Origin of the sequence: Akkermansia biwaensis, from assembly GCF_026072915.1 — a bacterium.
Lineage (GTDB): Bacteria > Verrucomicrobiota > Verrucomicrobiia > Verrucomicrobiales > Akkermansiaceae > Akkermansia > Akkermansia biwaensis.
Genome location: NZ_AP025943.1, coordinates 1,490,069 through 1,510,732 on the forward strand (window position 1 = coordinate 1,490,069; position 20,664 = coordinate 1,510,732).

Annotated in this window: 14 protein-coding genes and 2 tRNA genes; 1 reads left to right on the forward strand and 15 read right to left on the reverse strand. The window is 58.3% G+C overall.

What is annotated here, in order from left to right; translation table 11 throughout:
- Positions 1-131 precede the first annotated feature (131 nt).
- The 15 genes from rpoC to tig all read right to left on the reverse strand — a co-directional run bounded on the left by rpoC (position 132) and on the right by tig (position 17,975).
- A complete protein-coding gene (gene rpoC, locus OQH67_RS06115) occupies positions 132-4,325 on the reverse strand; it encodes a DNA-directed RNA polymerase subunit beta' (protein WP_215434223.1) in 4,194 nt (1,397 codons plus the stop codon).
- A 72-nt stretch (positions 4,326-4,397) separates the two neighbouring features.
- On the reverse strand, positions 4,398-8,336 hold the full coding sequence (gene rpoB / locus OQH67_RS06120) for a DNA-directed RNA polymerase subunit beta (RefSeq protein ID WP_067570729.1): 3,939 nt from the start codon (positions 8,334-8,336) through the stop codon (positions 4,398-4,400).
- Between the two features lie 203 nt (positions 8,337-8,539).
- The gene (gene rplL / locus OQH67_RS06125) at positions 8,540-8,914 is read right to left on the reverse strand and encodes a 50S ribosomal protein L7/L12 (RefSeq protein WP_067570727.1); all 375 of its coding nucleotides are present in this window, start codon (positions 8,912-8,914) and stop codon (positions 8,540-8,542) included.
- Positions 8,915-9,072: 158 nt separating this feature from the next.
- A complete protein-coding gene (rplJ, locus tag OQH67_RS06130; protein WP_067570725.1) occupies positions 9,073-9,576 on the reverse strand; it encodes a 50S ribosomal protein L10 in 504 nt (167 codons plus the stop codon).
- A 21-nt stretch (positions 9,577-9,597) separates the two neighbouring features.
- The gene (gene rplA, locus OQH67_RS06135; RefSeq protein ID WP_067570723.1) at positions 9,598-10,299 is read right to left on the reverse strand and encodes a 50S ribosomal protein L1; all 702 of its coding nucleotides are present in this window, start codon (positions 10,297-10,299) and stop codon (positions 9,598-9,600) included.
- Between the two features lie 50 nt (positions 10,300-10,349).
- Positions 10,350-10,778, reverse strand: a complete 429-nt coding sequence (gene rplK, locus OQH67_RS06140; RefSeq protein ID WP_067570722.1) for a 50S ribosomal protein L11 — start codon at positions 10,776-10,778, stop codon at positions 10,350-10,352.
- 54 nt (positions 10,779-10,832) lie between these two features.
- Entirely contained in the window at positions 10,833-11,402 is a 570-nt protein-coding gene (gene nusG / locus OQH67_RS06145) for a transcription termination/antitermination protein NusG (protein ID WP_067570720.1), read from the reverse strand.
- Positions 11,403-11,430: 28 nt separating this feature from the next.
- Complete coding sequence (locus tag OQH67_RS06150) at positions 11,431-11,658, reverse strand: preprotein translocase subunit SecE (protein ID WP_067570718.1); 228 nt, start codon at positions 11,656-11,658, stop codon at positions 11,431-11,433.
- A gap of 33 nt (positions 11,659-11,691) precedes the next feature.
- Positions 11,692-11,767: transfer RNA gene (locus OQH67_RS06155), tRNA-Trp, on the reverse strand.
- A 98-nt stretch (positions 11,768-11,865) separates the two neighbouring features.
- Positions 11,866-13,050: an elongation factor Tu gene (gene tuf / locus OQH67_RS06160; protein ID WP_067570716.1), complete on the reverse strand. Its 1,185-nt coding sequence runs from the start codon at positions 13,048-13,050 to the stop codon at positions 11,866-11,868.
- Between the two features lie 44 nt (positions 13,051-13,094).
- Positions 13,095-13,169: transfer RNA gene (locus tag OQH67_RS06165), tRNA-Thr, on the reverse strand.
- A 205-nt stretch (positions 13,170-13,374) separates the two neighbouring features.
- The gene (tsaD, locus tag OQH67_RS06170) at positions 13,375-14,457 is read right to left on the reverse strand and encodes a tRNA (adenosine(37)-N6)-threonylcarbamoyltransferase complex transferase subunit TsaD (RefSeq protein WP_215434221.1); all 1,083 of its coding nucleotides are present in this window, start codon (positions 14,455-14,457) and stop codon (positions 13,375-13,377) included.
- A 22-nt stretch (positions 14,458-14,479) separates the two neighbouring features.
- A complete protein-coding gene (clpX, locus tag OQH67_RS06175; protein ID WP_215434219.1) occupies positions 14,480-15,850 on the reverse strand; it encodes an ATP-dependent Clp protease ATP-binding subunit ClpX in 1,371 nt (456 codons plus the stop codon).
- Positions 15,851-15,887: 37 nt separating this feature from the next.
- A complete protein-coding gene (locus tag OQH67_RS06180) occupies positions 15,888-16,544 on the reverse strand; it encodes an ATP-dependent Clp protease proteolytic subunit (protein WP_067570709.1) in 657 nt (218 codons plus the stop codon).
- A gap of 120 nt (positions 16,545-16,664) precedes the next feature.
- Complete coding sequence (gene tig / locus OQH67_RS06185) at positions 16,665-17,975, reverse strand: trigger factor (RefSeq protein ID WP_215434215.1); 1,311 nt, start codon at positions 17,973-17,975, stop codon at positions 16,665-16,667.
- Positions 17,976-18,233: 258 nt separating this feature from the next.
- On the opposite strand from tig, the gene bamA reads away from it, so the two are divergent.
- Positions 18,234-20,657 carry an outer membrane protein assembly factor BamA gene (gene bamA, locus OQH67_RS06190; protein WP_215434210.1) on the forward strand — a complete coding sequence of 808 codons (2,424 nt, stop codon included), beginning with the start codon at positions 18,234-18,236 and terminating at the stop codon, positions 20,655-20,657.
- Positions 20,658-20,664 lie beyond the last annotated feature (7 nt).

The window sequence follows — 20,664 nt, forward strand, 5'->3', positions numbered from 1 at the left end:
TTAAAATATTTTCTTGACGCCGGATTAGCAATCCGTCTTTGGAAAAAATGCCTTGATTGTAAGATATCTCAAGGCAGCAAAAAGGCCGCTTCCCGCAGGGAAGCGGCCCTGGAATATGACTTGGGAACGGACTAGCGTTCGTTGTCGAAGTTGATGGTATCGTTCAGGACTTCTTCAATGGAGTCCATTTCATCATCTTCGCCGGCGAGCACGATTTCTTCAGCTCCTTCCGCGGGATCCACTTCAATCTTGCTGTAGCGGGAGAACCCGGTACCGGCGGGAATGAGGTGGCCCATGATGACGTTTTCCTTGAACCCTTCCAGTGTGTCGGTCTTGCCGAGGGTGGAAGCTTCGGTCAGAACGCGCGTGGTGTCCTGGAAGGACGCGGCGGAGATAAAGGATTCCGTTTCCAGGGAGGCCTTCGTGATGCCGAGCAGAACGGGCTTGGCGGCGGCCGGCTGGCCACCCTGGGCGATCGTCTGTTCGTTGATGCGGTCAAAGGTGGTCTTGTCCACCTGGTCGCCCCACAGGAACTCGGTGTTGCCGGGTTCCGTGATGACAACCTTGCGCAGCATCTGCCGCACGATGATTTCCACGTGCTTGTCGTTGATCTCCACACCCTGGAGGCGGTACACTTCCTGCACTTCGTTGACGAGGTGCTCCTGGAGGCGTTCCTTGCCGCAGACATCCAGAATTTCTTCCGGAGAAACGGGGCCTTCCGTAAGCTGGTCGCCCATGTGGACGTGGTCGTCTTCGTGAACGATCACGTGCTTGTTCATCGGCACCAGATGGTCCACCAGTTCGCCCGTGGGCGTTTCAATGGTGATGACCTTCTTGCCGCGGGAGGTGTTCTTGCTGCTGAGGCGCACAATGCCTTCCACGCGTGCGATGGTGCAGGCGTCCTTGGGCTTGCGGGCTTCAAACAGTTCCGCCACGCGGGGAAGACCGCCGGTGATGTCCTTCGTCTTGGCCACCTTGCGGGGCGTCTTGGCCACCATGGTGCCGGCGGAAATGGTCTCTCCGTCCTTCACGGTCAGGTTGGCCCCGGCGGGAATGGCGTGGTGGGCCAGAACCTCGCGGGTCTTGACGTCGCGGATGACCACCTGCGGGTGGAGTTCCTGCTTGTGTTCCATCACGACGAGGGTGGACGTACCGGTTTCACGGTCCGTTTCCTTGGAAACGGTGATCCCCACGATCATGTCCTTGAACTCGACCATCCCGCCCTTTTCAGCGATCACGGGCACGTTGTACGGGTCCCATGTGGCGAGGGTTTCATCCTTCTTGATGGAGCCGCCGTTGGGAACGTACAGGATGGTGCCGATGACGGGCTGGTAGGATTCCAGCTCGCGGCCCTGTTCGTTTTCAATGCGAACGGAGCAGTTCTTGTTCAGAACCACGAAGTTGCCGTCCACGTTTTCCACCGTGCGGAGGTCTTCCGTGTAGATCACGCGGCCGTCGTTCTTCGCCTTCACGATAGGCTGCTTGAACGCCGTAGTGGCCGTGCCGCCCACGTGGAACGTACGCATGGTCAGCTGGGTGCCGGGCTCGCCGATGGACTGGGCGGCGATGATGCCGACCGCTTCACCGATCTTCACTTCCTGGCCGGTAGCCAGGTTCAGGCCGTAGCACTTGGCGCAGCAGCCCTTCTTGAGTTCGCAGGTCAGCACGGAACGGATCTTCAGCTGTTCAATGCCGATCTTTTCCAGCTGTTCCGCCTGCTTCTCGTTGATGAGGTCGTTGATGTCCACGATGATCTCGCCGCTGACGGGATCGACGATACGCTCGCAGGAAACGCGGCCGTAAATGCGGGACGAAAGGGAGGCCACCTCTTCATCGCCGTCATAGATGGCGTGAACGGTGATGCCGTTATTCGTACCGCAGTCGTCCGCGTAAACGATGACGTCCTGGGCCACGTCCACGAGCTTGCGGGTCATGTAGCCGGAGTCCGCCGTCTTCAAGGCGGTGTCCGCCAGGCCCTTGCGGGCGCCGTGGGTGGAAATGAAATATTCCAGCACGGAGAGGCCTTCACGGAAGTTGGCCGTGATGGGGCGTTCGATAATTTCGCCGCTGGGCTTGGCCATCAAACCGCGCATGCCGGAGAGCTGCTTGATCTGCGCTTTGTTGCCTCGGGCTCCGGAATCCACCATCATGAAGAGCGGGCTGGCCATCTTGGAACCTTCGTTGTGTTCCAGCTTGCGGTACAGGGCCGCCTGGATCACGTCCGTAGTCTGGGTCCAGATATCCACCACCTTCTGATAGCGTTCGCCGTCCGTGATGATACCGTTCTTGTACTGCTTGGTGACCTTGTCCAGCTCTGCGTAGGCCTTTTCGATTTCCGTCTTCTTCTGGGACGGAACGACCATGTCCACAATGCCGATGGAGCAGCCGGAACGGGTAGCTTCCTTGAAGCCCAGGTTCTTCAGGGCGTCCAGGGTCTGCACGGTACGTTCCTTGCCCACCGTCTGGTAGCAGCGCCAGATGATGTCGCCCATCTGCTTCTTGCCCACGTTGCGGTTGATGTAGCCGAGTTCGCGGGGCCAGATTTCATTGAAGCGCACGCGTCCGGCCGTAGTCACGATCACCTTCTTGGTTACGTCTCCGTACACCACTTCGGACGGCTTCTTGCCGTAGTCCGGGTTGTGGAGGCGAATCCAGTCATGGTAGCCGATCTTGCGGGCGGCAATGGCGTATTCCACTTCATCGATGGATTCGAAAAGGGGCAGGTGCTGGTGGTTGTCCTGGTAATTCTGCACTTCCGCGGCACGGGTGTGCGTCAGGAAGTACGCGCCAAGAATGATGTCCTGCGTAGGCGTGGCGATGGGCTTGCCGGATGCCGGGGAGAAGATGTTGTTGGGCGCCAGCATGAGTTGGCGGGCTTCCATCTGGGCTTCCACGGAAAGCGGCACGTGCACGGCCATCTGGTCGCCGTCGAAGTCCGCGTTGTACGCGTTACAGACGAGCGGGTGCAGGCGGATGGCGGAACCTTCAATCAGGACCGGTTCAAATGCCTGGATGGAAAGGCGGTGCAGCGTGGGCGCACGGTTGAGCATGACGGGGTGGCCCTTGGTAACTTCTTCCAGGATGTCCCACACTTCCGGCGTCTTGCGGTCAATCAGCTTCTTGGCGGAGCGCACGGTGTGCACATAGCCCAGCTCCTTGAGGCGGTGGATGATGAAGGGTTCAAACAGGATGAGCGCCATCTTCTTGGGAAGGCCGCACTGGTTGAGCTTCAGTTCCGGGCCGATCACGATCACGGAACGGCCGGAATAGTCCACGCGCTTGCCCAGCAGGTTCTGGCGGAAACGGCCTCCCTTGCCCTTCAGCATGTCGGAAAGGGACTTGAGGGGGCGGTTGCCGGCTCCCGTAACGGCGCGGCCGTGGCGGCCGTTGTCGAACAGGGCGTCCACGGCTTCCTGGAGCATGCGCTTTTCATTGCGGATGATGACTTCCGGAGTTTTCAGGCTCAGGAGGGTCTTCAAGCGGTTGTTGCGGTTGATGACGCGGCGGTACAGGTCGTTCAGGTCGGACGTGGCGAAGCGGCCGCCTTCCAGCGGAACCAGCGGTCGCAAATCCGGAGGGATGACAGGCAGCACGTTCAGGATCATCCATTCCGGGCGCGTGTTGGACTGAAGGAAGCCCTGGGCCAGCTTCAGGCGCTTGGCGATCTTGCGCTTGTTCTGCTTGGAGTTGGTGTTGTCCAGCTGTTCCTGGAGATCGGCCACGAGGGAGGGCAGGTCAATGGAGGCAAGCATCTTCTGGATGGCTTCCGCGCCCATGCCGGCTTCAAAGCTGTCATAGCCGTATTCGTCTTCCGCATTGCGGAATTCCTCTTCCGTCAGAATGGCGCCCTTTTCCAGGGGAGTGTTGCCGGGGTCCACCACGATGTAATCTTCGTAGTAGATCACGCGTTCCAGATGGCGCGCCGTCAGGTCGAGCATGAGGCCGATGCGGCTGGGCATGCACTTGTAAAACCAGATGTGGGACACCGGAACGGCCAGTTCAATGTGGCCCATGCGTTCGCGGCGCACGCGGGCGTTGGTCACTTCCACGCCGCAGCGGTCGCAGGTGATGCCCTTGTGCTTGATGCGCTTGTACTTGCCGCAGGCGCATTCCATGTCGCGGGTGGGGCCGAAAATGCGTTCGCAGAACAAGCCACCTTTTTCCGGCTTGAACGTGCGGTAATTGATGGTTTCCGGGTTGACTACTTCGCCATGGGACCAGCTGCGGATGGTATCCGGATCAGCCACGGTGATGGCTACCTGGTCAAAGGTCTTGGGCTTGTCGCTCAGACCGTGCATTTCCCGAATGGTAGGGGTATCAGACATATGTTAAAAATCTTAAGAAGGGTTGATGCCCCCTCCCGCACCGTGCGGGGCGGAAGGGGAATGCGATGGATGTTAGAATTTAAGGTCGGAGAAATCGACATCCGCCAGTCCGGCCATGTCGTCGCTGTCAAAGCCTTCCGTCATGCCGTCCACCGGGGCGAGGTCCGTACCGCCGAGCTGCAGGGAAGGTTGTTCATCCTTGCTGCCGGGGCGTACGTTCAGGCCCAGGGACTGCATTTCCTTCATCAGAACGTTGAAGGATTCCGGAGTGCCGGCTTCCAGGGTGTTGTCCCCCTTCACGATGGATTCGTAAATGCGGGTGCGGCCCTGCACGTCGTCGGACTTCACGGTGAGGAGTTCCTGGAGGGTGTAGGCGGCGCCATAGGCTTCCAGCGCCCACACTTCCATTTCCCCGAAACGCTGGCCGCCGTACTGGGCCTTGCCGCCCAGGGGCTGCTGCGTGACCAGGCTGTACGGACCCACGGCGCGGGCGTGGATTTTGTCCGCCACCAGGTGGTTCAGCTTGAGCATGTAGGTCTGGCCTACCACAACGGGGTTGTGGAAGGGTTCGCCGGTAAGGCCGTCGTACAGGATGCTCTTGCCTCCCACAGTGCCGTCCTTGCCGTCGCCGATCCAGGTGAAGCCGTCCACCTTCTTGGCTTCGGACATGTAGTTCCAGATGGTGTCTTCACTGATGCCGTCGAACACCGGAGTGGCCACCTTGAAGCCGAGGGCCCGGGCCGCGATGCCGAGGTGGGCTTCAAGCACCTGTCCCACATTCATTCGGGAAGGTACGCCCAGGGGGTTCAGCACGATATCCACCGGAGTACCGTCCGCGAGGAAGGGCATGTCCTGTTCGGGAACGATCTTGGCTACCACGCCCTTGTTGCCGTGGCGGCCGGCCATCTTGTCACCCACGCCGAGCTTGCGCTTGGCGGCGATGTACACCTTGACTTCCTTCAGGCCGCCGGGTTCGGATTCGTCCCCGGATTCCATCTGGTCCAGTCTGTGTTCGCGTTCGTCGTCCAGCTCGGTGAAGCGGCCTTCGAAGGAGGTGATGATTTCCAGAATCTTGTTGCGGATCGGGCTGGGCTCGATTTCGATATGGTCGTGAACCAGCGCCAGCTTGCGCAGCAGGGTCTTGGTGATCTTGCGGTTGGCCGGAATGATGATTTCGCCGGTCTGTTCGTTGACGACGTCAAGCGGGATCTTTTCACCCAGAAGAATGTCGGAAAGCTTCTTGGTCAGCTGGTCAATAAGCTGTTCCTTCTTCTTCTTGTGCTCGTCGTTGATCTTCTTGAACTGCTTCTTCTTCTCCGCGCTGTCCACCACGAGGTCGCCGCGGTGATGGCCGGAACCCGTGGAAGAAATGCGTACGTCCATCACGATGCCGGTGCAGCCGGAGGGAACGCGAAGGGAAGTATCCTTCACTTCCGCAGCCTTTTCACCGAAGATGGCGCGCAGCAGGCGTTCTTCCGGAGCCAGTTCCGTTTCAGACTTGGGAGTGATCTTGCCGACGAGGATGTCGCCGGGCTTCACTTCCGCACCGATGCGGATGACGCCGTCATGGTCCAGGTTCTTCAGGGCTTCATCACCGGCGTTCGGAATGTCGCGGGTGATTTCTTCCGGGCCCAGCTTGGTATCGCGGGCCTGCACTTCAAACTCGGAAATGTGGATGGAGGTGAAGGTATCTTCCTTGACCGTCTTTTCGGAGATGACGATGGCGTCTTCGAAGTTGTACCCGTTCCACGGCATATATGCCACCAGTACGTTGCGGCCGAGAGCCAGTTCGCCCTGGTCCGTGTTCGGGCCGTCCGCCAGCACGTCGCCGGCCTTGATCTTGTCCCCGCGGCGCACGATCGGCCTCTGGTTGATGCAGGTGCCGGCGTTGGAACGCATGAACTTGCGCAGGGGATAGACGTAAATGCCGTTGTCGCGGTCGGTGCGGACGCTGTCCGGATCGGACAGGTACACTTCCGGGCGTACGGGCAATTCGCCGTCCTTCGTGGTGATGATGACTTCCGCAGAGGCGGAGGCAACGATGCCGTCCGCTTCCGCCAGCACGACGGAACGGGAGTCCCGGGCGCACTTGCCTTCGATGCCGGTGCCCACGTACGGGGATTCCGCCACCATCAGAGGCACGCCCTGGCGCTGCATGTTGGAGCCCATCAGGGCGCGGTTGGCGTCGTCGTGTTCCAGGAAGGGGATGAGGCCTGCGGCGATGGAGACGAGCTGCTTGGGAGACACGTCCATGTAATGCACGTCGGCCGGGTCCACTTCGATGAACTCGCCCTTTTCACGGGCGGTCACACGGGAAGTGGTGAAGTTGCCCTGTTCGTCCAGCGGGTTGTTGGCCTGGGCGATGAGGTAGCCTTCCTCCTGGTCGGCGGTGACGTATTCGATGGTATTGGTGACCCGTCCGTTTTCCACCTTGCGGTAGGGCGTTTCAATGAAACCGAATTCATTGATGCGGGCGTAGGTGCACATGGAGTTGATCAGACCGATGTTGGGGCCTTCCGGCGTTTCGATCGGGCAGATGCGGCCATAGTGGGAAGGATGCACGTCTCGCACTTCAAAGCCGGCGCGGTCGCGGTTCAGGCCTCCGGGCCCCAGGGCGGAAAGGCGGCGCTTGTGCGTCAGTTCCGCGAGGGGGTTGATCTGGTCCATGAACTGGGACAGCTGGGAACGGCCGAAGAAGTCGCGCACGACGGCGCTGAGCGCCTTCGGGTTGATCAGCTTGCTGGGCGTGACGCCTTCAATGTTCTGGTCGATGAGGGTCATACGTTCCTTCACCAGGCGTTCCGTGCGGGCGAGGCCCACGCGGCACTGGTTGGCCATGAGTTCGCCCACGGCGCGCACGCGGCGGCTGCCCAGGTGGTCGATGTCGTCCACCATCCCTTCACCCTTCTTGAGGCGCAGGAGATACTTGAGGGCGGCCAGGAAATCTTCCGCAGTCATCAGGCGCTGGTCCAGGCTGGTGTCCAGACCCAGTTTCTGATTGATCTTGTAACGGCCCACGCGGGTGAGGTCGTACTTCTTGGGATCGTCGAAGAGTCTCTTCAGAAGCGTGCGGGCCTGTGCGGCCGTAGCGGGGTCGCCGGGACGCAGGCGCTTGTAAATTTCCTTGAGGGCGGATTCCTCGTCGTGGGCGGGATCCTTCTTCAGGGTCTTGATCAGCACGTCGTCCTCGTTCTGGTTGATGACGTCGATTTCCTTGATGCCGAACTGGAGCAACTGGCGCACGACGCCCATGTTGAGCTGTTCGAAGGCTTTGGCAAGAACCAGGTCCTTGTCCTTGATCGTATCGACGGCGACGAGGTTGTGCAGGTCTTCTTCCGTCATGTCCTCGCTCAGGGGAAGAGTGCGGATATCATAGAACTGGCTGACGATGTCGCGGTCGGTCTTGAAGCCCAGATAGCGCATGAACGTAGTCGCAAGGAACTTGCGGCGGCGGCGGCGGCGGTCAAGATAGACGTAGAGCAGGTCGTTGGTGTCAAACTGGACTTCCAGCCAGGAACCGCGGTCCGGAATGATGCGGAAGGAATGCAGGAGCTTGCCGTTCAGGTGCTGGGCGCTTTCAAAGCAGATGCCCGGAGAACGGTGAAGCTGGGACACAATGACGCGCTCGGCGCCATTGATCACAAAGGTGCCGCGGTTGGTCATCATGGGCATTTCACCCATGTAAACAGTTTCTTCCTTGGATTCGTTGTCGGATTTGAGCTTGAAGGTGACCTGGAGGGCGGCGCTGTAGGTTTCCCCGGCGCGGATAGCCTCGTAGTCGCTCATCTTGGGCTGTTCTATTTCATAAGAAAGAAAATCGAGCTCAATGTTTTCGTCATAGCTCTTGATAGGAAAGATTTCCTTCAGAACACCCTGCAAGCCGATGTTTTTCCTGGCCGCGGCCGGCGTGTCCTGTTGTAGAAAATCGAAGTATGATTGCAGTTGAATCTCAATAAGGTTGGGAGGTTCGATGACTTCCTTGATATTCCCGAAGTAGAGTCGCTTTGACATGGGCTGCTGTGGCGGAGATGTTATGAATGTGCATCCTTGCTGCCCGGATGCGGGGCAGAACGGTTCCTTCCTTGGGGAGACGGAACCGACTGGAAGCGATTTGATGTGCAAAAAGCCTCTAGTCGGTCACGCGGGATGTGAAGACGAGGAAGCGCAACAGGAGAAAAAACGGGATTTCTCCTGTTGCGCGGGAAGTAAAAAGCTTACTTGACGTCGATCTTGGCGCCGGCTTCTTCCAGCTTGGCCTTGGCGGCGTTGGCTTCGTCCTTGGAAACGCCTTCCAGGATGGTGGCGGGAGTGCCTTCAACCAGTTTCTTGGCGTCCACCAGGCCGAGGCCGGCCTTCACTTCGCGAACAGCCTTGATCACGGCGATCTTGTTGGCGCCGGCGTCCGTCAGCACAACGTCGAATTCGGTCTTTTCTTCTTCAGCTTCGGCAGGAGCGGCGGCAGCGCCGGCGGCGGCTACGGGAGCAGCGGCGGAAACGCCCCACTTTTCTTCCAGGAGCTTGACGAGGTCGGCGGCTTCCAGAATGGTCAGGGTGCCGAGTTCTTCAGCGATTTTATTAATATCAGCCATTGTATTGTTTTCTTTTTTGGTTCTAGTCGCGCCAAGAGCCACTTGGCATTTCAGTTCTCCGGCCGGAGTTCCGACAAGGAACCTCTAGGAGAGGTCGGGCCCGGTTTTCACGCATTTTGGCTAAAGTGCAACCGGGCCGTCCGGTCAAGGGGTTAGTATTAAGCAGCGGGTTCTTCGCTGCCGCCGTTTTCCTTGTCCACATATGCCTGAATGACTCGGGCAAGAGCGGAACCGGCAGCATTGATGGTGCCAAGGAGCTTGGCCAGCAGCTGGTCGCGGGGAGGCAGGTCGCCGATGGCGCGGATCTGGTCGGCAGTGAGGACTGCCCCGTCCAGAATGGCTACCTTGTATTCGGCCTTCTTGGAAGCCTTGTTGAAGGTATTGATGGCTTTAGCGGCGCCAGCCACGTCGGATGCTCCGGTGATGAAGGCGGTCTGGCCGACGAGGTGTTCGCCGATGTCCGGCAGGCCGGCATCCGTCAGGGCCGTGCGCATGAAATTGTTCTTGGCCACGTGGCACTGGGCGCCGGAGGCGGCCAGGGCGGAACGCAGATTGGTGAACTCGGGCACGGTGATCGCGGTGTAGTCCACAACGATCAGGAACGGAGAGGCGTTGACGCGGGCGGTCAGGTCGTCAATGATGATACGCTTGTCAGGATTCATGATGTGCTAAATCGGTTCGGGTTACAGTTTGGCGATGGAAGCGGTGTCAACCGGGAGACCGGGGCACATGGCGCATGAAACGGTGACGGATTCCACATAGGCGCCCTTGGCGGAAGCCGGGCGTGCTTTGATGACGGAATCAACCAGAGCGGCGATGTTTTCGCAGATGCTTTCGTTGGAGAAGGACAGCTTGCCTACAGCGGCGGAGATGTTGGCATTCTTGTCAACCTTGTAGTCGACGCGGCCTGCCTTCACTTCCTTCACGGCCTTGGCCGTGTCGTCCGTAACCGTACCGGTTTTCGGGTTGGGCATCAAGCCGCGCGGACCCAGTACACGGGCAACCTTGCGAACCTCCGTCATGGCGTCGGGGGTGGCAATGGCCGTGTCAAAGTCAACGAAACCGTCCTGGACCTTCTTGATGAGGTCTTCAAAACCCACGTATTCGGCTCCGGCTTCCTGGGCGGCCTTGGCGGCGTCGCCCTGGGCGAAGACGAGGACGCGGACGTTCTTGCCCGTGCCGTTGGGCAGGGAGACGCTTCCGCGGACCATCTGGTCGGATTTGCGGGGGTCCACGGTCAGGTGGAAGGAAACGGTGACAGTCGGGTCAAACTTCGGCGCCGGGAAGGACTTCATGGTTTCCACGGCTTCGGAGATGCTGTAGTTCTTGTTAGGAGTAACAAGCTTGGCTGCTTCTTGATATCGCTTGCTGCGTTTGGTAGACATGTGTGTATTTGGCAGTGCGTTCGGATTGGTTAATCCTCCTGCGGTGAGTGTTACATACCTTCAACTTCGATGCCCATCTGGCGTGCCTGTCCGGCAAGGATGCGGGCGGCGCTTTCGGGATCTTTCGTGTTGAGGTCAGGGAGTTTGGTGTTGACAACTTCCATCAGCTTGGCCTTGGAAAGGGTGGCAACCTTTTTCTTGTTCGGTTCGCCGGATCCGGAGGCAATGCCGGCGGCTTTCTTGAGAAGCACGCTGCCCGGGGGCTGCTTGGTGATGAAAGAGAATGACTTGTCCTTGTAAACCGTGATGACGGTCGGCAGGAGGTCGCCGGCCTGCTTTTGCGTGGCGGCGTTGAACTCCTTGCAGAATGCCATGATGTTTACACCGGCCTGACCAAGTGCCGGACCCACGGGCGGGGAGGGGTTAGCGGCTCCGGCGTTGATCTGGAGCTTGATGATTTTGGTTATTTCTTTTGCCATGGTTTTGCTTTGTTAGCGGAGAAAATGAACGGCGGGAATGTTGCGGGAAAAGCTTCAGGCCTTTTCAACCTGCCAGTATTCCAGGTCCACCGGAGTGGCGCGGCCGAAGATGGAAACGCTGACACGCAGTTTGCCTTTTTCCGGATCGATTTCCTCGATGGTGCCTTCCTGGCTCTGGAACGGGCCTTCGCAGACGCGCACCGGGTCACCGACGGCGAATTCCACCTTGGGACGGGCCGCGACGGCTTCCGCGTCCAGCAGGGGCAGCAGGTCCTCCACTTCGCGCTTGCGCATGGGGAGGGGGGCGTTGCGGGAACCGGCAATGCTGATGACGCCGTCAATCTGCTGAATGAAGTACCAGAGGTCCTTGTTCAGGGAGCCGTCGGCTTCCAGCAGATACATGTTGGCGTAAACGTACCCGGGGAACAGCTTGCTGTGGCGTTCCGTCTTTTTGCCGTTGCGGACTTCGGAGATAAGTTCGGTGGGGACTTCCACCCGGTAGATGAAGTCGGAAAGTTCGGCGTCCTTGGCCTTGCGGATGATGCGGTCACGAACGCTGTTTTCCTGTCCGGAGAGGACATGAAGCACGTACCATTGTTCGTGAGGCTCTGGGGTACTGGGCATGATCGGAAAAAGAAAGTAGGGGATAAAACTAGACTGCCAACTTGATGAGGTAGTTGACCACGCTGTGGAGGAAGATGTCGAACGATGCGACAAACGCGCCAAGGAAGACCATGGCAATCAGGACGACAAGAGTGGAACCCCAGAGTTCGCGGAATTTTTTGAACCCTTTCACCTTGGGATCGCTTTCCCAGGGCCAGGTGGTCTTCTTAAGCTCGCCCTTAACTTCGGCGATGAATTGAGAAATCTTGCGAAACATGCTTCAAGGTGGGGTGATGTATTTGGAAAGAAGTGGCAGGTCAGGAGGGACTCGAACCCCCAACTTTCGGTTTTGGAGACCGACGCTCTACCGATTGAACTACTGACCTGTTGGTTTTCTTCTTTCGTGGGAGAATGAGGGGACCCCGCGGGGAGGCCCCCTCATTCAAACCGGATGTGTAGATTCCTCTACTAGTCCAGAAGGGACTTAGTCAAGGATTTCGCTGATACGACCGGCACCTACGGTGCGGCCGCCTTCGCGGATAGCGAAGCGCATGGCTTTTTCCATGGCGATCGGGGTGATGAGCTGAACTTCCAGGTTGACGTTGTCACCAGGCATCACCATTTCCACGCCTTCGGGAAGGGTGCAGCAACCGGTCACGTCCGTCGTGCGGAAGTAGAACTGCGGGCGATAGTTGTTGAAGAACGGAGTGTGACGGCCGCCTTCTTCCTTGGTCAGGACGTAAACTTCAGCCTTGAAGTTTTTGTGGGGCTTCACGGTGCCGGGCTTGATGATCACCTGGCCGCGTTCGATGTCTTCCTTCTTCACGCCGCGGAGCAGCAGACCCACGTTGTCGCCGGCCTGGCCTTCGTCAAGCAGCTTGCGGAACATTTCGATGTCCGTAACGGAGGTCTTCTGGGTATCGCGGATGCCGATGATTTCCACTTCTTCCATCTTCTTCACGATGCCGCGTTCGATACGGCCGGTGGCCACGGTACCGCGGCCGGAGATGGAGAACACGTCTTCCACGGGCATCAGGAAGGGCTGGTCAACGGGGCGTTCCGGCTGGGGAATGTAAGCGTCAACGGCTTCCATGAGGTCCATGATGGACTGTTCGGCAGCGGCGTCGCCTTCCAGAGCCTTAACGGCGGAACCCTTGATGATGGGGGTGTCGTCGCCCGGGAATTCGTATTCGTTCAGAAGTTCGCGGACTTCCATTTCCACGAGTTCGATCAGTTCGGGGTCGTCCACCAGGTCGCACTTGTTCATGTAAACGACGATGGCGGGAACGCCTACCTGACGGGCAAGAAGGATGTGTTCACGGGTCTGCGGCATCGGGCCGTCGGAAGCGGCAACCACGAGGATGGCGCCGTCCATCTGGGCAGCGCCGGTGATCATGTTCTTCACATAGTCGGCGTGTCCGGGGCAGTCAACGTGAGCGTAGTGACGCTTGTCCGTTTCGTATTCAACGTGTGCCGTGGAGATGGTGATGCCGCGTTCGCGTTCTTCGGGAGCGGCGTCGATCTGGTCATAGCCGCGTGCTTCGGCGAAACCCTTCTTAGCGAGCACTGAAGTAATGGCGGCGGTAAGGGAGGTTTTGCCGTGGTCAACGTGACCGATGGTGCCCACGTTCACGTGGGGCTTGTTGCGCTGGAATTGCTCTTTAGCCATAATGATATGTTTAGGTTTGGGCTGCTATGGGTCTAGCTTGAAGATGGAGCTTCTGGCGGGAATTGAACCCGCGACCTCATCCTTACCAAGGATGCGCTCTACCCCTGAGCTACAGAAGCATAGACTTCTTCCGCCTTTCGCCGCTCTAAGAGAGTTGTAACTCCGCCCAAACCTGCGGTTCTAGCGGATAGATAGCATCCTCCCGTGTTGCCTGACGAAAAGCGGTCGCTAGATTACGCTTTTAAATACCGGATGTCAATGAAAACGTGAACATTTTTTCGCCTGTATGCCGCAATAATGTGGCATGAGTTTCCAATATGCTGATCAGGAATGCGTTGAATACTTGGATCTGTTCAGGTCTTCCGTCAGTTTCAGGTTGGGGTCAACGTCTTCATCCAGAGAATGGAAGAGACCCCGGCGCGCCTTGAGGCAGGCTACATAGGCAATCATGGCGGCATTGTCCGTCGTCAGGTCAAAATCCGGAAGGATAAGTTCCACGCCTTCGCGTGCGCAGATTTCCTGCAGGCGCGTGCGCAGCTCCCTGTTGCAGGAGACGCCTCCGGAAACGGAAAGGGTGCGGTGGCCGGAAAGGCGCAGGGCATACAGGGCCTTGCGGATCAGCACATCCGTAACCGCCCTCTGGAAAGAGGCGCAAAGGTCGCAGAGAGTTTGTTCCGCCAGGTCGTGGGGATTGCCGCTTTCCGTCAGCTTGGGCAGCTTGTAGAGAACGGCCGTTTTCAGGCCGGAAAAGGAAACGTTGGCCGTGGCTTCCTTTATCAGCGCGCGCGGGAAGGAAAAGGCCTCCGGATTTCCCCGGGCGGCCATGCGGTCTATTTCCGGGCCGCCGGGATAGGGCAGTCCGAGCATTTTGCCTACCTTGTCGAACGCTTCTCCGGCGGCATCGTCCAGAGAACGGCCCAGCAGGCGGTAGTCCCCCACTCCCCGGACGTCCACAAAAAGGGTGTGGCCGCCGGAAACGACCATCCCCAAATGCGGCACGGGGCCTTTCGGCCGTTTGACAAAGGGGGAGAGAAGATGCCCTTCCAGATGATTGACGGAGACGAAAGGCTTGCCTGTTGCCAGCGCCAGGGCCTTGGCCGTGCTGTTGCCTACCAGCAGGGCGGCAACCAGGCCGGGGCCCGCGGTGGCTCCGAATACGTCAATGTCCGCCGGGGTGACGCCGGCTTCCCGGCACGCGGAGCGGATGACGCCGGGAAGGTCCGCGGAATGGTTGCGGGAGGCCAGTTCCGGAACCACTCCGCCATGCTGGCGGTGAATGGCGATTTGGGAGGAAATGACGGAGGAGAGGATATCCGGCGCTTCTTCCTCCCCGGAAGAACGCAGCACGGCGACCGCCGTTTCATCGCAGGAGGATTCTATTCCCAGGACGGTGAGAGTATCCGGCATGGCTGGGGTGTGGGAAGCGGGATCAGGACGCCTGCCGTATCTGGGCCGGTTCCTTGTCAGTGACTGTTTTCCTGGTAATGGTTACGGAATCCGCGTTTTTCATGCTGGGAACCTTGTACATGATGTCCAGCATGAGGTTCTCGAAGATGGCGCGCAGGGCCCGGGCTCCGGTGCCGCGCTCCATCGCTTCCGCAGCCATGGCTTTCAAGGCGTCCGGATGTACGTCCAGTTTGGCTCCGTACATGGCGAGCAGCTTGGAATACTGCTTGACCAGGGCGTTTTTCGGTTCCGTCAGCAGGCGGACCAGCTGGTTTTCGTCCAGCTTGGAAAGCGGGCAGAAAATGGGCAGGCGGCCCACCAGTTCCGGAATCATGCCGAAAGAGAAAAGGTCTTCCGGCATGGCCTGGGCGAGAATCTCCTCTTCCGAGTATTCCTTGCTGCCGCGCTGTTCCGTGATGGCTCCGAATCCCATCTGGCTGGCGCCGAGACGCTTGCGGATGATATCCTCCAGGCCGACGAAAGCCCCTCCCACGATGAAGAGGATTTTTTCCGTGTTGACGCGGATATACTCCTGCTGGGGGTGCTTGCGCCCACCGGTGGGGGGCACGTTGCAGATGGTCCCTTCAATGATCTTCAGCAGGGCCTGCTGCACGCCTTCCCCGGAAACGTCCCGCGTGACGGAAACGTTCTGGGTCTTGCGGCCGATCTTGTCGATTTCGTCCACGTAAATAATGCCCTGTTCCGCCTTGGCTACGTCAAAATTGGCTGCCTGGAGCAGGCGCAGGATGATATTTTCCACGTCTTCACCCACATAGCCGGCTTCCGTCAGCGTGGTGGCGTCCACAATGCAGAAAGGGACGTTCAGCATCTTCGCCAGAGTCTTTGCCAGCAGCGTCTTGCCGGAACCGGTGGGGCCGGCGAGCAGGATGTTGGACTTCTCGATTTCCACATCGTCCAGGGACTTGTCCTCCAGTGTTATGGAATTCTGGCGCAGGCGCATGTAGTGATTGTACACGGCTACGGAAAGCACCTTCTTGGCATGATCCTGGCCGATGACGTACTGGTTGAGCGTGGCGCACATTTCCTCCGGGGTGGGCAGGGGGCCTTCATAGGAGGCCGCCGGGGCGCCTGTCTCGCGCAGCATTTCCGTTGCTGCGGCCTTCCGGGCTTCCGCCTGGCACATGGCATAGGCGGAAGGCTCCATGTTCAGGATGCCGCGGATGAAACGGGTGGCAAGCGGAAGGCCGTTGTCCTTCACAATCATGTTGACGCAAATCTCAACGCAATTGTTGCAGATGTAGAAATCTTCCGCGATTTGAATGAGCTTGTCCACCTTGTTCCCCGGCTTGCCGCAGCAGGAACAGGCTGGAATATTGGGGTTGGTACCGGACATAATCTGATATTGAGAGAGTAGGGGCAGCCGGCAGGATTCAGGCCTTGCCTTTCTTCTTGTTTTCCTGTCCGTCCTCGTGATGGGTCAGCACCTTGTCCACCAGCCCATAGGCTGCGGCTTCTTCCGCGGTCATGTAATTATCGCGGTCGGCGTCTTTCTCAATTTGCTTTTCCGTCTTGCCGGTGTGCTTGGCCAGGATGCCGTTGAGGCGTTTTTTCAAGTTGAACATGAATCCGATGGTACGTTCCACGTCAGAAGCGGTTCCCTGGGCGCCGCCGGAAACCTGGTGGATCATCACATGGGAATTCGGCAGGCAGAAGCGTTTGCCGGGCGTGCCGGCCGCCAGCAGGACGGAACCCATGGAAGCGGCGATGCCCAGGCAATACGTATTCACGTCGCAGGAAACGAACTGCATCGTGTCGTAAATGGCCAGGCCCGCGGTGACGGAGCCGCCCGGGGAATTGATATACACGTGGATATCCTTCTTGGGATCGGCCATCTGGAGGAACAGAAGCTGGGCGATCACAGAATTCGCCACGTCGTCGTCAATGGCGGAGCCGATGAAAATGACGCGGTCCTTGAGAAGGCGGGAATAAATGTCAAAGGCGCGTTCTCCGCGGCCGTCCTGTTCCACCACCATGGGAACGTAATAGGACTTCACGGTTTCCGGGTTGGAAGAGTGGGGTTGAAACATATGATTGTTGCAGGTTCGATGTTTTATATTCGATATAGTTCCCCTTCTGGCGGATACAAAACGGGGGAGTCGGGCATTCGCTCCAACTCCCCCTGGTAAGGTTTCTTGTGCAGAGGAGGGTTATTGCTCGTCTACGGTTACTTTGGCTTCTTTCGTCAGGAAGTCCAGAACCTTGGCTGTCAGCAGGCTCATTCTGATGCCGTGCACGCGGCCTTCCCGCTGGATTTCCCGGATATAAGCCTTGAGCGCCTTTTTCTGCTGGCGGGCCTGACGTGCCACTTCATTATAGAGTTCCATTTCCGTGACGGAGATCTTTTCCACCTGCGCCACTTCCTGGAGCATGAAGAAAACCTTCAGGTTGCGCCGGGCTTCGTTTCTGGCTTCCTCGCGGGCGTCTTCCACAAACTTGTCCATGTCGGCCGGGGGATTGCCGCTGTACATGGCCTGCTGGAGCTTCTGCTGGAGGATGCCGTACACTTCCCGTTCCACGACGGCTTCCGGCAGGTTGAAATCAAGCATGTCGGCCAGCTTTTCCGTGATCTGGTCGGCTTTGGCTTCGTCGATCTGGAGGGTCTTGCGCTGGGCGATATTTTCCTTCACGGCGGCCTTGAGTTCTTCCAACGTCTTGCCGGGCAGCACCTTGGCGGCGAATTCGTCGTCAATGGCCGGGAGCTCCTTCTCGCGCACTTCCTTCACGGTGGTGTGGAAAACAAGATCCTTGCCGCGCAATTCCGCAATCGGGAAAGTATCCGGAATGACCACGGTGATATCCTTGCTGTTACCGGCCTTCAATCCTTCCAGGGCGGAGGCGAAGCCGGGCAGGAACTGGTCGTCTTCCACCTTCATCCACTGGTTTTCGCGGCCTTCCAGGAAGCCCACCGGCTTGCCGACGGCTTCCGCTACGGGCTTGTCTTCCAGCGTGGTCTTGAAATCGATAATCGCTACGTCGTCCATCTTGGCGGCACGGTCCACGGGAACAAATTCCGCAATCTGTTCGGCCAGGGAGTTGAGGGATTCCTCCACGTCCGCTTCCGTTACTTCGGAGGAGGGAACCTTCACTTCAATTCCCTTGTACTCCGGCAATTCAAATTCGGGCACCACGGTCATCGTGCTGGTGGCGGTGTAATTGCCCTGTTCGTCGATGGACTGTTCCGGCTTGCCGAAATTGAGAACTTTCAGCTTGGGGTTCTGTTCCAGAGCCGTGGAGCAGGCCGTTTCAAACAGGGTGTCGAGCAGCTCTTCCTCAATCTCCTTCTTGAAGCGCTTTTCAATAATGGACTTGGGAGTCTTGCCGGGGCGGAAGCCGGGCAGCTTGGCCTTGCCGGCGTAGGAATCCACAATGGAGGCGCGGCGCGCGGCCGTGGTTTCTGCGGGAATGGAAGCTTTCAGCGTGGCTGTGCAGTCCGGTTGAATATCAACGTTGATTTCCATAAATAATACGGTCAGTGTTAGAATGAAAGTGGTTTATCCCGGCTTCCGGCATCAGGGCGGCGTCAGGACACGGGCGGCGGTAAATGTAATGAGAGGCTATCTTAAGTGCAAGCTATTGCACAGGAATGACACAATTGCCATTTCGGCGCATGAGGGCGCAACAAGTAAAATGCGCGGCAACTGCGTTCTACGCGGAATGTCGTCTTGACTATGTACGGGGAAAAGTCCTTTATATCCCAAGTATTAAGTTCCGCTCTCATGATTCGTCCCGTTTTCCTGATTGTTTCTCCTCTTCTTCTGGCGTGTTCGTCCGCCTTGTCCCAGGACAAAACTACTCTCAACAGGGGCGGTTACGGCTCCGTGATGACCCCGGAGCAGGTGGCCCGCGAACTGGGGCCGGAAACAGGTATTCTGCCCGGCGACCAGGCGTATGAAGGCAAACCCGTCAAAAGCGTTTCCGTGCGCTACAGAAGCAGCGGCAAAACCGTCTCGGAAGACCGCCTGAAAAACCTGCTGGCTACGCAGCCGGGCACCAAATACTCCCCGGATGTGGTGAACAAGGACCTGGAGCGCCTGCTGGAAAGCGGTCTGGTAGGGGGCAATACGACGGTTGCCGTGGACCCCTCCGGAGACGGTGTCAGCGTGGTATTTGAAATGGCGGCCCAGAACCTGCTGGGCGGCGTCGGTTTTCAGGGCAATACCGCCTTCGACAGCCGGGACCTTTCCGAAGAATGCGGGTTAAAGGGTGGGGAAGCCCTCAGTGACAAAGCGCTCAGCAGCGCCATCACCAAACTGCGCACCTACTATCAGGAATCCCGGTATCCGGACGTGCAGGTCTCCTATTTTTACCAGAAAACGGAACGGCCCGGCTTTGTGGACGTGATCTTCAATATCAATGAAGGCAAAAAAGCCAACATCATCAACATTGATTTCGTCGGCAACGAGCATGTCAGTTCCAAGGACCTGCGCCAGGTGATGAAGACCAAGGAAAAGGGCTGGCTGACCTGGATCACCAAATCCGGCCGTATTGACCGCGAACAACTGGAGGACGACCTGGCTGAATTGGTGACTTATTACCGCAACAAGGGTTATCTGCGCGTCAAGTTGGAAAAGGTGGAATACTTTGATTCCGGCAAGGGCAACGAGCAGAAGCTCACCATGAAGATCACGATCTCCGAAGGCCGCCGCTACAAGGTCAACCAGGTGGCGTTCGGACCCACCAAGGTATTCACTTCCCAGGAACTCGTGCCCGGCCTGAGCATGTACAACGGAGACACCTACTCCGCCCAGAAGGTGGCCGACGACGTGACCATGATTCGCCGCTATTACGGTTCCCGCGGTTATGCGGATGCCACGGTTCGTCCGGACATCCAGGAAGTGGGCATTGACCCCAAGACCGGCTACGGGCAGATCAACATCGTTTACCATGTGTCGGAAGGCAATCCCTACTGCGTGGGCAACATCCGCGTCATTGGCAACAACCGCACGAAGGACTACGTCATCCGCCAGGAACTTCCCCTCCAGTCCAATGACCCGATGAATTCTGTGGACCTGGATACCGCTCAGAAGCGCCTCCAGAATTTGAACTACTTTGACCTGGTAGACGTAGCCCAGGTGGGCTCCACCCGCCCCGGCTACCGGGACGTCAATATTGAAGTGGCGGAAAAACGCACCGGTTCCCTGAACATCGGCGTGGCGTTCTCCTCCATTGAAAGCGTGTACCTGTTTGCGGGGATTACCCAGTCCAACTTCGACATGTACGACTGGTCCTCATTCGTGGGCGGCGGCCAGCGCTTCGCCATCAACACGCGCGTCGGTTTTGAAACGCAGGATGCCAGCATCTCCTGGGTGGACCCCTGGTTCCTGCACCGCAAGCTCGCCTTCGGCACGGAAATCTTCTACAGCAACTCCTCCTACTACTCCGACTACTACGACCAGCAAAACTACGGATTCGCCGTTTCCCTGCGCAAGCCGATCGGCGAACTGGACTATGTGAAGCTGGAATACCGCCTGGAACAGTACCGGATTGACGCCAAAGGGAACGCCCCCATCTTCTTCTGGCTCCAGGACGGGGACTACCTGCGCAGCCATGTGGAATTCTCCTACACCATTGACACCCGCGACGCCCAGATATTCCCGCGCAAGGGCGGCAAATTTGAGGTGCTGGCCGGTTATTCCGGTCTGGGCGGCGACGTGCATACCTACAACTTCGGCATCAACGGCGCCTATTACTGGAACCTGCGTGGAGACACCATTTTCAGCATCAATGCCGGTGTCGCCACCGTGGACTCCTACGGAGATCATGACGTACCTATCTTCGAACGCCTCTACCTGGGTGGCCCGTACAACATGCGCGGCTTCCGCTTCCGCGACGTGGCTCCTTACAACCCCGCCCTCAGCGGTGACGAAACCATGGGCGGCCGTTCCTCCTTCTTCTGCCAGTTTGAATACTCCATCCCGGTCATTGAGGAAGTCCGCATCGCCGTCTTTTACGACATCGGCTTCGTAAATGGAGACGCCTTTGACTTCGGCACCTCCAAAATCGTTTCCGACTACGGCATCGGCCTTCGCCTGAACCTGCCCATCGGTCCGCTGGCCGTGGACTACGCAATTCCGGTTCAGAAAAACAATGCTATTGACCGCGGCGGCCAATTCCAGTTCTATCTTAACTATTCCTATTAATTTAACT

Bases quoted from the DNA above. Each gene is read 5' to 3' on its own strand.
- rplJ (WP_067570725.1), bottom strand. From the start codon at position 9,576: ATGAATCCTGACAAGCGTATCATCATTGACGACCTGACCGCCCGCGTC.
- tuf (WP_067570716.1), bottom strand. From the start codon at position 13,050: ATGGCTAAAGAGCAATTCCAGCGCAACAAGCCCCACGTGAACGTGGGC.
- rplK (WP_067570722.1), bottom strand. From the start codon at position 10,778: ATGGCAAAAGAAATAACCAAAATCATCAAGCTCCAGATCAACGCCGGA.
- rplA (WP_067570723.1), bottom strand. From the start codon at position 10,299: ATGTCTACCAAACGCAGCAAGCGATATCAAGAAGCAGCCAAGCTTGTT.
- OQH67_RS06150 (WP_067570718.1), bottom strand. From the start codon at position 11,658: ATGTTTCGCAAGATTTCTCAATTCATCGCCGAAGTTAAGGGCGAGCTT.
- rpoB (WP_067570729.1), bottom strand. From the start codon at position 8,336: ATGTCAAAGCGACTCTACTTCGGGAATATCAAGGAAGTCATCGAACCT.
- tsaD (WP_215434221.1), bottom strand. From the start codon at position 14,457: ATGCCGGATACTCTCACCGTCCTGGGAATAGAATCCTCCTGCGATGAA.
- rplL (WP_067570727.1), bottom strand. From the start codon at position 8,914: ATGGCTGATATTAATAAAATCGCTGAAGAACTCGGCACCCTGACCATT.
- rpoC (WP_215434223.1), bottom strand. From the start codon at position 4,325: ATGTCTGATACCCCTACCATTCGGGAAATGCACGGTCTGAGCGACAAG.
- nusG (WP_067570720.1), bottom strand. From the start codon at position 11,402: ATGCCCAGTACCCCAGAGCCTCACGAACAATGGTACGTGCTTCATGTC.
- clpX (WP_215434219.1), bottom strand. From the start codon at position 15,850: ATGTCCGGTACCAACCCCAATATTCCAGCCTGTTCCTGCTGCGGCAAG.
- OQH67_RS06180 (WP_067570709.1), bottom strand. From the start codon at position 16,544: ATGTTTCAACCCCACTCTTCCAACCCGGAAACCGTGAAGTCCTATTAC.
- tig (WP_215434215.1), bottom strand. From the start codon at position 17,975: ATGGAAATCAACGTTGATATTCAACCGGACTGCACAGCCACGCTGAAA.
- bamA (WP_215434210.1), top strand. From the start codon at position 18,234: ATGATTCGTCCCGTTTTCCTGATTGTTTCTCCTCTTCTTCTGGCGTGT.